The following is a 13998-nucleotide window of genomic DNA, read 5'->3' as shown; positions in this document are numbered from 1 at the left end:
CATGACCTGGACCTTCACGGATGACGTCGACGTCTTCCTCGACGCGGCAGGACCCTGGCTCACCACCCGTCCGGCGGAGAGCACCGTCGTGTGGACCGTCACCGCGGCCCTGCGCCGCCACGGCCCGCACGCCTACGGCGATCACGATCCGGTGCTGGGATGGTGGCGTGGCGCCGACGGCGAGGTGGCCGGGACGCTGGTTCACACGCCGCCCCATCCCGCCTCGTTGAACGGGCTCCCCCCGGAGGCGGTGGCTCCGCTGATGGCCGCCCGTCGGCTCACCCTGGTCAACGCGGACCGGGCCACCGCCGTGGCGGTGGCGGCCCACTGGCCGCGGCACCGGGTCGTCGAGGAGCTCCGGCTCTACCGGCTGGGCGAGTTGGCCCCTCCGTCGCCCGCTCCCGGCGGCCGGGCGAGGCCCGCGACCCCTGCGGACCGGGACCTTCTGCTGCGCTGGTACGCCGCGTTCGCCGTCGACATCGGCGGCCCGGCCGGCCAAGTCGGCCGTCATGCACGGGCGGTCGACGAGCGGACTACGGAGGGCCGGCTGACGCTCTGGGAGCACGACGGCGTCCCCGTGTCGATGGCGGGCATCTCGCCGCGCACAGCGGGAACCGCGCGCGTCGCTCCCGTCTACACCCCGCCCGGTCACCGCGGCCGCGGGTACGCGGCAGCGGTGACCGCCGAGGTCAGCCGGGCGGCCCGGGACGCGGGGGCGGACGAAGTCCTGCTGTTCACCGATCTCGCCAACCCCACGAGCAACGGGGTGTACACGCGCATCGGCTACCGCCCCCTGTCCGACCGGCTGGTGGTCGGCGCGGAGGACACCAGCGGGTGAGCGGCGCGCCCGTGTCCCGCCGTTCAGCCCAGGGTGAGCCGCGGCTTCGGGGCGTCCGTGCGGCCCGTCGGCGGGGTCCGGCTGCCCGCACGGTACGGGAGCGGCCAGGGCGCGCCCGGCCCCGCGTAGCCCTGGTCGGCCGCCGCGTGGAGCGTCCAGTGCGGGTCGTACAGGTGCGGGCGGGCCAGGGCGCAGAGGTCGGCGCGGCCCGCGAGCAGCAGGGAGTTGACGTCGTCCCAGGAGGAGATGGCGCCGACGGCGATGACGGGCACGCACAGGGTGTTGCGGATCCGGTCGGCGTACGGCGTCTGGTAGGAGCGCCCGTACTCGGGCCGCTCGAAGGGGACGACCTGGCCGGTGGAGACGTCGATGGCGTCGGCGCCGTGCGCGACGAAGGCTCGGGCGATCTCGACGGCGTCCTCGCCCGTCGTGCCGCCGTCGGCCCAGTCCGTCGCGGAGATCCGGACGGTCATCGGCCGGTCGTCGGGCCATCGTTCACGGACGGCGTCGAAGACCTCCAGCGGGAAGCGGAGCCGGTTGGCCAGGCTGCCGCCGTACGCGTCGGTGCGGTGGTTGGTGAGCGGGGAGAGGAAACCGGAGAGCAGGTAGCCGTGCGCGCAGTGCAGTTCGAGGAGGTCGAATCCGCAGGCGTCGGCCCGCGCGGCGGCGGACGCGAACTGCTCGCGCACGGTGTCCAGGCCCGCGCGGTCCAGGGCGTGCGGGATCTGGTTGACACCCGGGGCGTACGGAAGGGGGGAGGCGGCGGTGAGCGGCCAGTTGCCGTCGTCGAGCGGCTGGTCGATGCCCTCCCACATGAGCTTGGTGGACCCCTTGCGGCCCGAATGTCCGAGCTGGACGCCGATCGCGGTACCGGGTGATCCCGTGTGCACGAAGCCGGTGATCCTGCTCCAGGCGGCGGCCTGCTCGTCGGTGTAGAGGCCGGTGCAGCCGGGGGTGATGCGGCCTTCGGGGCTCACGCACACCATCTCGGTCATGACCAGTGCGGCGCCGCCGAGCGCCCGCGCGCCCAGGTGGACGAGGTGGAAGTCGCCCGGCACGCCGTCGGTGGCCGAGTACATGTCCATGGGCGAGACTACGACGCGGTTGCGCAGTTCCAGGCCCCGCAGCCGCAGCGGGGTGAACATCGGCGGCGTCCCCGGTGCGCAGCCGAACTCGTCCTCGACGGCCGCGGTGAACGAGGCGTCGCGCAGCCGCAGGTTGTCGTGGGTGACGCGGCGGCTGCGGGTGAGGAGGTTGAAGGCGAACTGACGGGGCGGCTGGTCGACGTACGTACCCAGTTCCTCGAACCAGCGCAGGCTGGCCGCGGCGGCGCGCTGGGTCGATTCGACGACGGGCCGGCGCTCGCTCTCGTACGCGGCGAGGGCGGCGGGCAGTCCTGGTTGCTCCTCGATGCAGGCGGCGAGGGCGAGGGCGTCCTCGACGGCGAGTTTGGTGCCGGATCCGATGGAGAAGTGCGCGGTGTGCGCGGCGTCGCCGATGAGGACGGTGTTCCCGTGCGACCAGTGCTCGTTGACGACGGTCCGGAAGGTGAGCCAGGAGGAGTTGTTGGAGCGCAGCGGCCGGTGGCCGAGGGCGTCGGCGAAGATCTTGGCGCAGTGCCGGGTCGACTCGGCGGCGTCGCAGGTGTCGAATCCGGCGGCGCGCCAGACCTCTTCGCGCATCTCCACGATGACGGTCGAGGCGTCGGCGGAGAAGGGGTAGGCGTGCAGTTGCATCACGCCGTAGGCGGTCTCCGCGGTCTCGAAGCGGAAGGCGTCCAGGGCGAAGTCGGCGGCGAGCCAGATGTACCGGCAGCGGTGCGTGGTGACGTGCGGCCCGAAGCTCTCCGCGTGGGCGTCGCGGGTCCGGCTGTGCACGCCGTCGGCCGCGATCACCAGGTCGTGGGTGCCGGCCAGTTCGGCGGCGGGCGGCGCCTCGGTGCGGAAGCGGAGGCGCACCCCCAGGCCGGTGCAGCGCTCGTGCAGGATCTCCAGGAGCCGGCGGCGGCCGAGGGCTGCGAAGCCGTGGCCGCCGGAGGTCTGGGTGTGGCCCCGGTGGACGATGTCGATGTCGTCCCAGCGGACGAACTCGCGCTGGAGCGCGGCGTGGACGACGGGGTCGGCGTGCTCGATGCCGCCGAGGGTCTCGTCGGAGAGGACGACGCCGAAGCCGAACGTGTCCTCGGGTGCGTTCCGTTCCCACAGCGTGATCTCGCGCTCCGGGCCCAGCCGCTTGAGCAGGGCTGCGGCGTAGAGCCCGCCGGGTCCGCCGCCGATGACGGCGATCCGGCGGAGCGGGGAGGGCGCGCTGTCGGGGGCCGTCATCGCGTCACCGGCCCTGCCATTTCGGCGGCCTCTTCTCGGTGAAGGCGGCGTGGAATTCCGCGTAGTCCTCGCCGTGCATCAGCAGGGCCTGGGTGGCGGCGTCCATCTCCACGGACGCGGCCAGGGGCATGTCGAGTTCGGCGGTGAGCAGCGCCTTGGTCTGGGCGAGGGCGAGCGCGGGCCCGTCCGCGAGGCGTCGGGCGAGCGCGGCGGCCCGCTCGTCGGCCAGGCCCTCTTCGGCCAGTTCGCTGATCAGGCCGATCCGCTCGGCCTCGGGGGCGCGGACGGGGTCGCCCAGCATGAGGAGCCGGGTGGCGTGGCCGAGGCCGACGACCCGGGGCAGCAGGTAGGCCGCGCCCATGTCGCCGCCGGAGAGCCCCACGCGGGTGAAGAGGAAGGCGAACCTGGCGGAGGGGTCGGCGACCCGGAAGTCGGCGGCCAGCGCGAGGACGGCGCCCGCTCCGGCGGCGACGCCGTGCAGGGCCGCGACGACGGGGAACGGGCACTCGCGCAGCGCCCGTACGACCTGTCCGGTCATGCGGTTGAAGTCCAGCAGCCGGGCGGTGTCCATCGCGAGCGTGGCGCCGATGATCTCGTCCACATCGCCGCCCGAACAGAAGCCGCGCCCCTCACCGGCCAGCACCAGGGCCCGCACGGAGCGCTCCCGCGACAGTTCGGCCAGGAGGTCGCGCAGGTCCGCGTAGGCGCCGAAGGTCAGCGCGTTGAGCTTGTCGGGCCGGGCGAGGGTGACGGTGGCGACACCGTCCTGCACGGTGACCCGCAGATGGCGCCAGTGCTCCGTACGGGACGCGGAGCTGGGAAACGGACTCATCGAGGGTGGTCCCCTTCGGCCGTCGGGCTGCTGCCTGACCCCGAATTTATCACTCGTACGTGACTCCCGTCACGAGTACGCGATAAAGGGAGCGTGAGACCGGAAGTGACGAACGTCCCCTTCGTACCGGTCGGCAGACCCTTGCCCGTGTCGGGGGGATTCGTATGGTTGAAGCGAAGAAGTTTTGAGCTGCGAAGTTCTGAGCCCACGACTTTCCGCGCTCTCCGAACGGAAGCCCGCCCGTGCCGTCCGATGCCCCCGCACCCGCCGTCTGGCGCATCGCGCTGCCGCATTCCGCGGCCGCTGTGCCGATCGCCCGGGCGCTGATCCGTACGGTGCTGGCGGACCTCGAGGCCGACAGCGACACCGCCGAACTGCTGACCGCCGAGCTGGTCGCCAACGCCGTGGAGCACACCCCCGGCGACGAGCCCGTCGAGCTGGTGGTGGAGCTTCTGCCGACCGGCTGCCAGGTGGAGGTGCACGACGGCGACCCGGCCCCGCCGGGCGACCTGTCCCGCCCCGAGCCGGACTCCATGCCCGATCCGTGGCAGGAGCACGGCCGGGGCCTGCTGCTGATCCGCACCCTCAGTTCGTCCTGCGGTCACCGCACGACGGAGCGCGGCAAGGCGGTGTGGTTCACCCTGCCGGCGACCGGTCAGCCGCCGGCCCGGCCCGCCAGCCGTGAGCGGCTGCGGCCGTAACCGGCGTACACCGCCGCACCCACCGCCAGGAACACCGCGAACTGCACCCAGGTCGACCAGCCGGTCCCGTACATCAGATAGACGCAGAAGCCGACGCCGAGGAGCGGGCTGAGCGGATAGAGGGGCACTCGGAACGAGCCCCTGACCTCGGGATTGCGGCGGCGCAGCACGAGGACCGCGACATTGACCGCGACCATCGTGGCCAGCGTGCCGATGGTGGTCAGGTTCACCACCACGTCGAGGGACGAGAAGGCCGCCGGGACGGCGAAGACGACGGCGACGATCCAGGTGTTGGCGACCGGTGTCGCGGTACGCGGCGAGACCCGTTCGAAGACCCGCGGCACCAGGCCGTCGCGCGACATCGACAGCAGGATGCGGGTCTGGCCGTACATCACCGCGAGGACGACCGAGGCGATGGCGACGATCGCGCCGAACGCGATGATCCCGCCGCCGACGGTCGAGTCGGTGACCTGGTCGACGATGAGGGAGAGCGCGGCCGGCTTGTCGGAGACGGCGTCCGGTCCGAGGGCGCCGATCGCGGCGAGGGCGACCGCGCAGTAGAGCAGCGTGACCAGGCCGATGCAGATCATGATCGCGATCGGGATGTTCCGCCGCGGGTTCTTGACCTCTTCCCCCGCGGTGGTGATGGCGTCGAAGCCGATGTACGAGAAGAACGCCAGCGACGCGCCCGCGGTGACGCCGCCCGGGCCGTGCGCCAGGAACGGCGTGAGGTTGCCGCGCTCGAACGCGGTGAAGGCGATGACGCAGAACATGATCAGGATGGCGATCTTGAGAACGGCCATCGCGGCCGTGGCCCCCGCGCTCTCCCGGATGCCGCGCACCAGCAGCGTCGCGGCCATCATCACCACGAGGACGGCGGGCAGGTTGATCACACCGCCGTCGCCGGGGCCGGCGGAGAGCGCGGCCGGCAGCTGGTGCCCGAAGAGACTGTCGAGCAGTTCGTTGACGTACTGGCTCCAGCCCACCGCCACGGCGGAGACAGAAACGCCGTACTCCAGCAGCAGGCACCAGCCGACGAGGAAGGCGGCGCGCTCGCCGAGGGTGGCGTAGGCGAAGGAGTACGAGCTGCCGGACACCGGGATCGCACTGCCCAGCTCGGCGAACGAGAAGGCGGTGAAGACGCAGGTGACCGCCGCGAGGACGAAGGACAGCACGACGGCGGGGCCGGCCTCGGCGACGCTGTCGGACAGGCCGACGAAGATGCCGGTGCCGACGACGGCGCCGACCCCGAAGCACACCAGCTGGAAGAGTCCCATGGTGCGCTTGAGTCCGTGGCCCTCCAGGTCGGCGCCGGACTCGGCGATCAGCTGGTGCGGGTCCTTGACGCGGTGCGGTGGGCCGGGCAGGCGCAGGGGGCTCACGATGGTGCTCTCATCTCTGGCGGTGCAGGTGGGGGGAGGTGCGGGAACGGCGGTGGGGGCCGTGTCACCGCACACGAAAATGGGGTTCGAGCGTGCGAGCTCGAACCCCACCAACGGGAACCATCATAGGCATCCGGACACATGTTCACTCAAGCGGCCGCATGGCCATGCGTGGCCGAGCGCGCCGGCCGCACGGTCGTGCCGTCCCGGCCTCGTCAGGGCGCGGCCAGCGTCGCCACCAGCACGGCCTTGATCGTGTGCATCCGGTTCTCCGCCTCGTCGAAGACGACGGAGTGCGGGGACTCGAAGACCTCGTCGCTGACCTCCAGCTCGGTCAGGCCGTGCCGGGCGTGGATCTCCCGACCGACCTTGGTACCGAGGTCGTGGAAGGCGGGGAGGCAGTGCAGGAACTTCACCCCGTCGTTGCCGGTGGCCCGCAGGACGTCCATGGTGACGGCGTACGGCGCGAGGGCGGCGATGCGCTCGTCCCAGACCTCCTTGGGCTCGCCCATCGAGACCCAGACGTCCGTGGCGACGAAGTCGGCGCCGCGCACGCCCTCGGCGATGTCCTCGGTGAGAGTGACCGTCGCCCCGCTGACGGCGGCGAGCTCACGGGCCCGGTCGACGACCGGTCCGGCGGGCCAGTAGGACTTCGGCGCGACGATCCGTACGTCCATGCCCAGCAGGGCTCCGGTGACGAGGTAGGAGTTGCCCATGTTGAACCGGGCGTCGCCGAGGTAGGCGAAGGCGATGCGCTCCAGCGGCTTCTCGCTGTGCTCGGTCATCGTGAGGACGTCGGCGAGCATCTGGGTGGGGTGCCAGTCGTCCGTGAGCCCGTTGAAGACGGGCACACCACCGTGGGCGGCCAGTTCCTCGACGGCCTCCTGACTGTCGCCCCGGTACTCAATCCCGTCGAACATCCGGCCGAGGACCCGGGCGGTGTCCTTCACGGACTCCTTGTGCCCCATCTGGGAGCCGGAGGGGTCGAGGTAGGTGGTGGAGGCGCCCTGGTCGGCTGCGGCCACCTCGAAAGCGCAGCGGGTGCGGGTCGACGTCTTCTCGAAGATGAGCGCGATGTTCTTGCCGCGGAGCCGCTGGACCTCGGTCCCCGCCTTCTTCGCCGCCTTGAGCTCGGCGGCCAGGGCGATCAGGCCGCGGAACTCCTCGGCCGTGAAGTCCAGCTCCTTGAGGAAGTGGCGGCCTGCGAGGTCTATGGCCATGGTGACTGCTCCTGGGTCGGGCGGGGACGCAAACGATAACCCTGGAACTCTATACGATGCAATGCATTGCTATACAGAGCTCCGGGGCTACTTCCCCCGCCGCCTCCCCTCCTCCTACACCGGGTCCCGGACCACCGGGCAGCTCATGCAGCGGGGGCCGCCACGGCCCCGGCCCAGTTCGCTGCCCCGGATCTCGATGACCTCGATGCCCTCCTTGCGCAGATGGGTGTTGGTGGTGACGTTGCGCTCGTAGGCGACGACGACGCCCGGCTCGACGGCCAGGACGTTGCAGCCGTCGTCCCACTGCTCACGCGCCGCCGCGTGCACGTCCTGGGTGGCGGTCAGCACCCGGATGGAATCCAGTCCCAGCGCCTCGGCGATGGCCCGGTGCATGTGCTCGGGCGGGTGGTCGGTGACCTTGAGATCGCGCGGTCCCTCGCCGGGTTCGATGGTGTACGAGCGGAGCATTCCCAGGCCCGCGTACTTGGTGAAGGTGTCCCCGTCGACCATCGTCATCACCGTGTCGAGGTGCATGAACGCACGGCTCTTGGGCATGTCCAGGGCCACGATCGTCCGGGCGGAGCCGGCGTCGAAGAGGCCGCGCGCCAGCATCTCCACCGCCTGCGGGGTGGTGCGTTCGCTCATCCCGATGAGCACGGCCCCCCGGCCGATGACGAGGACGTCGCCGCCCTCGATGGTGGAGGGGTAGTCGTCCTGCCCCTCCGACCAGTGGTGGAAAACACCGGCTTCCGGCCCCGTGAAGAGCGGGTGGTGGCGGTAGATCGCCTCGAAGTGGACGGTCTCGCGCTGCCGGGCCGGCCACCGCATGGCGTTGATGGAGACACCGTCGTAGATCCACGCCGAGGTGTCGCGGGTGAAAAGGTGGTTGGGCAGCGGTCCGAGCAGGAAGTCGTCCAGGTCCATGACGTGGAAACGCACGGACGTCGGCTCGTGGAACCGCTCCAGGAACTCCCGTTTGGTCATCCCGCCGACCAGCGCCTCGCAGAGGTCGGCCGTGGACAGTTCCTCGAAGGCGGCCCGCAGGTGCTCGGTGGCCAGCGGCCCGTACTCCTTCTCCTCGAAGACCCGGTCCAGGACGAGCCGTCGGGCCACGGGGATCTCCAGCGACTCCCGGAGCAGGTCGCCGAAGAGGTGCACCTCCACCCCGCGGTCGCGCAGCACGTCCGCGAATCCGTCGTGCTCCTGGCGGGCCCGGCGCACCCAGAGCACGTCGTCGAAGAGCAACGCGTCCTTGTTGCCCGGGGTGAGCCGTTTCAGTTCCAGATCGGGGCGGTGCAGGATGACGCGGCGCAGCCGCCCGGCCTCGGAGTCGACATGGAATCCCATGCCTTCATCCTCACCGCACGGGACCCCGTTCACCCGGCGAATCGCCAGCCGGTTCGCCGAAGGGCCGGGACCGGTGAGGCCCGGCCCTTCGGCGGCACGCTTCACAACCGCGGGTCCACCGGCTCCGACTCCAGCGCGAGGACCGCGAACACCGCTTCGTGGACCCGCCACAGCGGCTCCCCCTCCGCCAGCCGGTCCAGCGCTTCGAGGCCCAGGGCGTACTCGCGCAGGGCGAGCGACCGCTTGTGGCCGAGGAAGCGTCCCCTCAGCCGGTCCAGGTTCTCCGGGCGGGTGTACTCGGGGCCGTAGATGATCCGCAGGTACTCCCTGCCGCGCACCTTGATCCCGGGCTGCACGAGGCGGTCCTTGCCGTCCCTGACGAGCGCGCCGAGCGGTTTGACGACCATGCCCTCGCCGCCGCGGCCGGTCATCTCCAGCCACCAGTCGACGCCGGAGCGGACCGATGCCTCGTCGGCGGTGTCGACGACGAGCCGCCGGGTGACCTGGAGCAGACCGGTGGGGTCGTGCTCCACCAGCCGGTCCAGCCAGGCCAGTTGCTCGTCATGGGGTACGGAGGCGAGCGAGCGGCCCTGCACGGCGAGGATCTGGAAGGGCGCCAGGCGCACCCCGTCCAGCCCTTCCGTGCTCCAGCAGTAGCGACGGTAGGCATCGGTGAACGCGGCCGCGTCCTCGGCCCGCCCCCGCTGCCGGTCCGCGAGCGCGCCGACGTCGATGCCACGTGCCGCGGCCGCCGCCAGCGCCCCGGTGGCCGCGGGGAAGACGGCGCCCGACGCGGCTCCGACCGCCGCGTACTGCGAGCGGAGCAGGCCCGCGGCCTTCAGGGACCAGGGCATCAGCTCGGCGTCGAGCAGCACCCAGTCGGTGTCCCACTCCTCCCACAGCCCGGCGGCGGTGACGGCCGCACGCAGGCGGCCCAGCACGGCCTCGGTGAGCGCGGGGTCGTCCAGGAACGGCCGTCCGGTGCGGGTGTGCAGCGCACCGGTCGGGCCGTCCTCGCCGAAGTCCCCGGTCCCAAAACGATCGCGTGCCGCGTCCGCGTCACGGCAGACCAGGGCCACGGCGCGGGAGCCCATGTGCTTCTCCTCGCACACGACCTGGGCCACGCCGTCCGCCCGGTACTGCGCGAACGCCTCGGCCGGGTGCTCCAGATAGCCCTCCTCGTGCGAGGTGGCCGTCGGCGCCATGGTCGGCGGAAGGTAGGCGAGCAGCCGGGGGTCGACGGCGAACCGGCTCATGACCTCCAGCGCGGCCGCCGCGTTCTCCTCGCGCACCGCGATCCGGCCCATGTGCCGGGTCTCCACGACGCGGCGGCCCTGCACATCGGCGAGGTCCAGCGGCCGCCCCTCCCTGCCCCCCGGCGCCTCGGTGGCCAGCGGCTTCACCGGCTCGTACCAGACCCGCTCGGCCGGTACGTCGACGAGCTCGCGCTCCGGCCAGCGCAGCGCGGTCATCTTCCCGCCGAACACGGCTCCGGTGTCCAGGCAGATGGTGTTGTTGATCCAGGAGGTGGTGGGGACGGGCGTGTGGCCGTAGACCACGGTGGCGCGGCCGCGGTAGTCCTCCGCCCACGGGTAGCGCACCGGCAGGCCGAACTCGTCGGTCTCGCCGGTCGTTTCGCCGTAGAGGGCGTGCGAGCGGACCCGCCCCGAGGTGCGTCCGTGGTACTTCTCGGGCAGACCGGCGTGGCAGACGACCAGCTTGCCCTCGTCCAGCACGTAGTGGCTGACGAGCCCGTCGATGAACTGCCGGACGCGCTCCCGGAATTCCGGGTCCTTGGCATCCTCCCGCTCAAGCTGCTCGATCGTCTCGGCGAGCCCGTGTGTCTGCTGGACCTTGCGGCCCTTGAGGTACCGGCCGAGCTTGTTCTCATGGTTGCCGGGAACGCAGAGCGCGTTGCCGTCCGAGACCATGGACATGACGCGGCGCAGCACACCCGGGCTGTCCGGCCCGCGGTCGACGAGGTCGCCGACGAACACCGCCGTACGCCCCTCGGGGTGCGAGCCCTCCACGTAGCCGAGCTTGCCGAGCAGGGTCTCCAGCTCGGAGCTGCAGCCGTGGATGTCGCCGATGATGTCGAAGGGGCCGGTGAGGTGGCGGAGGTCGTTGTAGCGGCGCTCCAGGACGACTTCGGCGCGCTCGGCCTCCTCCTCGGTGCGCAGGACGTGCACCTTGCGGAAGCCCTCGCGCTCGAGCCCGCGCAGCGAACGGCGCAGCTCCCGGCGGTGACGCTGGACGACATGCCGGGCCATGCCCGCGCGGTCCGGGCGGTTCGCGTTGCGCGCGAGGCAGACCTCTTCGGGCAGGTCGAGGACGACGGCGATGGGCAGCACGTCGTGCTCCCGGGCCAGCCGTACCAGCTGGCGGCGGCTCTCGGGCTGGACGCTGGTGGCGTCGACGACGGTCAGCCGTCCGGCGGCCAGGCGCTTTCCCGCGATGTAGTGCAGGACGTCGAAGGCGTCCCGGCTCGCGCTCTGGTCGTTCTCGTCGTCGGCGACCAGGCCGCGGCAGAAGTCCGAGGAGATGATCTCGGTCGGCTTGAAGTGCTTGCGCGCGAACGTGGACTTGCCCGAGCCGCTCGCCCCGATGAGGACGACGAGGGAGAGGTCCGTCACCGGAAGGACGCGCCTGCCGCGGTCGCCGGTGCCGGTGCGGGCGGCGTCGGCGGTACCGATGCGGGCGGCGTCGGCGGTACCGGTGCGGGCGCTGTCACCGGTGCTGGTGCTGGTGCTGGTCATGCGGCTTTCGCCTCCCTCTCGGTCATGCCGGTCTCGCCGGTCCGGTCGGTCTTCGTGCTCCGGCCGGTCTCGCCGGGCTTCTCCGTGCCGTCGGCCGCGGTCATGGTGAACACGGCCAGCTGGGTGGGCGGGCCGACCTCCGGGTCGTCGGGGCCCACCGGGACGAACTCCACCTCGTACCCGTGCCTGCCGGCCACTGCGCACCCCCAGTCCCGGAATTCCGCCCGGGTCCACTCGAAGCGGTGGTCTCCGTGCCGGACGTGTCCGGCCGGGAGGGCCTCCCAGCGAACGTTGTACTCGACGTTCGGCGTGGTCACGAGCACGGTCCGGGGGCGGGCCACGCCGAACACCGCGTACTCCAGGGCCGGCAGCCGTGGCAGGTCGAGGTGCTCGACGACCTCGCTCAGCACGGCCGCGTCGTACCCCTTGAGCTGCTTGTCCGTGTAGGTGAGCGAGCCCTGCCGGAGCGTCACCCGTGCGGCCTGGCGCTCCCCCATCCGGTCCAGCTTCAGCCGGCGCGAGGCGATCGTCAGCGCGCGCATCGAGACGTCGACGCCGACGATCTCGGTGAAGCGCACGTCCTTCAGCAGCGCCTGCACCAACTGACCCTGGCCACAGCCGAGGTCGAGCACGCGGCTCGCACCGGCACCGGTCAGCGCCGCCAGGATGGCGGCCCTGCGCTGCTCGGCGAGCGGCACCGGCCGCTCCTCGGTGTCGGCCGTCTCGTCGACGGCGTTGTCGATGCTCTCGACGTCGAGGTCGTCGGACTCGGCGAGCCTCACCAGCTCCAGCCTCTGCATCGCCTGCCGGGTCAGCCCCCAGCGCCGCGACAGATACCGGCTGGTGATCAGCTTCTGCTCGGGGTGGTCGGCCAGCCAGCCCTCCCCGGCCCGCAGCAGCTTGTCCACCTCGTCCGGCGCCACCCAGTAGTGCTTGGCGTCATCGAGCACCGGCAGCAGCACGTACAGCTGACGCAAGGCGTCGGCGAGCCTCAACTCGCCCTCCAGCACGAGCCGTACGTACCGCGAGTCCCCCCACTCGGGGAACTGCTCGTCCAGCGGTACGGCCACCGCGTCCACCCGCGACCAGCCGAGCGGGCCGAAGAGCTTGCGCACCAGCTCGGCACCACCACGGGCCGGCAGGGCGGGCACCTCGATCCGCAGCGGCATCGGCGCCGCCGCTCGCTCGGGCATCGACTTGCAGGCGCCGCTCAGCGCGGACTTGAAGACGGTGCTCATCGCGACGGAAAGCAGCGAGGACGCCGCGTACGGGCGGTCGTTGACGTACTGCGCGAGCGCCGCGTCGGGGGCACCGCCGCGGCCCTTGCCCTTGCCTCGCCGCACCAGCGCCACGGGATCCACCTCCAGCAGCAGCGCTGCCGTGCACTGTTCCGCGGACGCCTCGGGATAGAAGACATGCGCGGTGCCATGGGAAGTGGAGAACGTCTGCGCCTTCTCGGGGTGCTTGTGCAGCAGGAAACCGAGATCGGTGGCGGGACGTTCCGGGGTGCCGGTGGTACTGATCGTCAGGAACACACGTCCGAGTATGGTCGGGCTCACTCCCTCCCACCAGGCATTTTCAGTGCCCTGGCCGCTGGGTTGTCATCCCCCTCCGCCGAGCAGTACGGCCAGTTCCGTGATGGTGGCCGGACCGACGCGGCAGCAGCCGCCCACCAGCCGCGCACCGGCGTCCTGCCAGGCCCGGACCCGGCCGGGGTCGAACGTCGCTCCCCCCGTCCACCTCCTCCCCTGCGCGTCCCAGCGTTCACCGCTGTTCGGGTAGACCACGACGGGCTTCCCGGCCGTCTCCGCCGCCGCCCGGACCGCCCCCTCCGCATCGGCCGGTTCGCAGCAGTTCACCCCTGTCGCCACCACCCCGTCCGCTCCCTCGGCGAGGGCGAACGCCTCTTCCAGCCGTTGCCCGGCTCTGGTCCGGTCCCCGGCCACGGTGTACGAGAGCCAGACCGGCAGCCCGCACTCCCCCGCCACCCGCAGGAGCGCCTGCGCCTCGTCCACATCCGGCACGGTCTCGAGCGCCAGCACGTCGGCTCCGGCGGCGGCCAGGGCCTCGATCCGGGGGCGGTGGAAGCGCTCCAGCTCCCGGACCGTGAGCCCGTAGCGGCCCCGGTACTCGGACCCGTCGGCCCTCACCGCCCCGTACGGGCCGACCGAGGCCGCGACACAGACGTCCCGGTCCACCGCCCCGGCCGCCCGACGGGCCAGCTCCACGCTGCGGGCGAAGAGCGCGGCCGCCTCCGCCCGCCCGATCCCGCGCTGCCGGAATCCTTCGAAACCGGCCTGATAGCTGGCGGTGATGAGCACCTGCGCGCCCGCCCGCACATACGCCGTGTGGGCGGCCTCGATCTGCTCCGGCCCGTCGGCGAGCAGCCGGGCGGACCACAGCGCGTCGGACAGATCGCAGCCCTGCGCCTCCAACTGATTGGAAAGCCCGCCGTCGAGCAGGACCGTCCCCTCCGAGAGCGCGGCGGCAAGCAACCGGGACGGCCTCCCGGCGGACCGGTCGGTATCGGGGGAACGGTGAGCGGGCTGCTGCACAGGAGGCTCCTCTCTCTCAGGTGGCGGGGCGCGGCTGCGGACG

10 protein-coding genes are annotated in these 13998 nt (G+C 72.0%); 2 read left to right on the top strand and 8 right to left on the bottom strand.

Annotated elements, in window-relative coordinates:
* Position 1 precedes the first annotated feature (1 nt).
* Positions 2–838: a GNAT family N-acetyltransferase gene (locus E6R60_RS32700; RefSeq protein WP_136330335.1), complete on the top strand. Its 837-nt coding sequence runs from the start codon at positions 2–4 to the stop codon at positions 836–838.
* Positions 839–861: 23 nt separating this feature from the next.
* On the opposite strand, the gene E6R60_RS32695 is transcribed toward E6R60_RS32700, so the two are convergent.
* Both E6R60_RS32695 and E6R60_RS32690 read right to left on the bottom strand, forming a co-directional pair.
* Positions 862–3162: a bifunctional salicylyl-CoA 5-hydroxylase/oxidoreductase gene (locus E6R60_RS32695; protein ID WP_136330334.1), complete on the bottom strand. Its 2301-nt coding sequence runs from the start codon at positions 3160–3162 to the stop codon at positions 862–864.
* Between the two features lie 4 nt (positions 3163–3166).
* The gene (locus tag E6R60_RS32690; RefSeq protein WP_136330333.1) at positions 3167–3994 is read right to left on the bottom strand and encodes an enoyl-CoA hydratase family protein; all 828 of its coding nucleotides are present in this window, start codon (positions 3992–3994) and stop codon (positions 3167–3169) included.
* Positions 3995–4236: 242 nt separating this feature from the next.
* On the opposite strand from E6R60_RS32690, the gene E6R60_RS32685 reads away from it, so the two are divergent.
* Positions 4237–4695 (top strand): ATP-binding protein, encoded by a 459-nt coding sequence (locus E6R60_RS32685; RefSeq protein WP_136330332.1) that lies wholly within the window; start codon positions 4237–4239, stop codon positions 4693–4695.
* On the opposite strand, the gene E6R60_RS32680 is transcribed toward E6R60_RS32685, so the two are convergent.
* The 6 genes from E6R60_RS32680 to mmuM all read right to left on the bottom strand — a co-directional run bounded on the left by E6R60_RS32680 (position 4650) and on the right by mmuM (position 13895).
* Positions 4650–6077, bottom strand: a complete 1428-nt coding sequence (locus E6R60_RS32680) for an amino acid permease (protein ID WP_136330331.1) — start codon at positions 6075–6077, stop codon at positions 4650–4652. The two genes, E6R60_RS32685 and E6R60_RS32680, sit on opposite strands and share 46 nt — an antisense overlap.
* Before the next feature lie 215 nt (positions 6078–6292).
* Positions 6293–7297 (bottom strand): ornithine carbamoyltransferase, encoded by a 1005-nt coding sequence (argF, locus tag E6R60_RS32675; RefSeq protein WP_136330330.1) that lies wholly within the window; start codon positions 7295–7297, stop codon positions 6293–6295.
* A gap of 114 nt (positions 7298–7411) precedes the next feature.
* Positions 7412–8644: an arginine deiminase gene (locus E6R60_RS32670; RefSeq protein WP_136330329.1), complete on the bottom strand. Its 1233-nt coding sequence runs from the start codon at positions 8642–8644 to the stop codon at positions 7412–7414.
* A gap of 101 nt (positions 8645–8745) precedes the next feature.
* Positions 8746–11400, bottom strand: a complete 2655-nt coding sequence (locus tag E6R60_RS32665; RefSeq protein WP_240802772.1) for a polynucleotide kinase-phosphatase — start codon at positions 11398–11400, stop codon at positions 8746–8748.
* On the bottom strand, positions 11397–12935 hold the full coding sequence (locus tag E6R60_RS32660) for a 3' terminal RNA ribose 2'-O-methyltransferase Hen1 (protein WP_136330328.1): 1539 nt from the start codon (positions 12933–12935) through the stop codon (positions 11397–11399). Before E6R60_RS32660 ends, E6R60_RS32665 begins: the two co-directional genes overlap by 4 nt.
* A 66-nt stretch (positions 12936–13001) precedes the next feature.
* Positions 13002–13895, bottom strand: coding sequence for a homocysteine S-methyltransferase (gene mmuM, locus E6R60_RS32655; RefSeq protein WP_276614091.1), 894 nt, complete (start codon positions 13893–13895; stop codon positions 13002–13004).
* Positions 13896–13998: the final 103 nt, after the last annotated feature.

Origin of the sequence: Streptomyces sp. A0642 (genome assembly GCF_004795105.1) — a bacterium.
In the GTDB taxonomy this organism is placed as follows: Bacteria; Actinomycetota; Actinomycetes; order Streptomycetales; family Streptomycetaceae; genus Streptomyces.
Note: the sequence above shows the minus strand (reverse complement) of the source record. Positions and strands in the feature narration are given on the sequence as shown.

What these genes read in the sequence shown, in the direction of transcription:
- E6R60_RS32670 (WP_136330329.1), bottom strand. Translation starts at nt 8,644, where the DNA reads ATGGGATTCCATGTCGACTCCGAGGCCGGGCGGCTGCGCCGCGTCATC.
- E6R60_RS32700 (WP_136330335.1), top strand. Translation starts at nt 2, where the DNA reads ATGACCTGGACCTTCACGGATGACGTCGACGTCTTCCTCGACGCGGCA.
- E6R60_RS32665 (WP_240802772.1), bottom strand. Translation starts at nt 11,400, where the DNA reads ATGACCAGCACCAGCACCAGCACCGGTGACAGCGCCCGCACCGGTACC.
- E6R60_RS32695 (WP_136330334.1), bottom strand. Translation starts at nt 3,162, where the DNA reads ATGACGGCCCCCGACAGCGCGCCCTCCCCGCTCCGCCGGATCGCCGTC.
- argF (WP_136330330.1), bottom strand. Translation starts at nt 7,297, where the DNA reads ATGGCCATAGACCTCGCAGGCCGCCACTTCCTCAAGGAGCTGGACTTC.
- E6R60_RS32690 (WP_136330333.1), bottom strand. Translation starts at nt 3,994, where the DNA reads ATGAGTCCGTTTCCCAGCTCCGCGTCCCGTACGGAGCACTGGCGCCAT.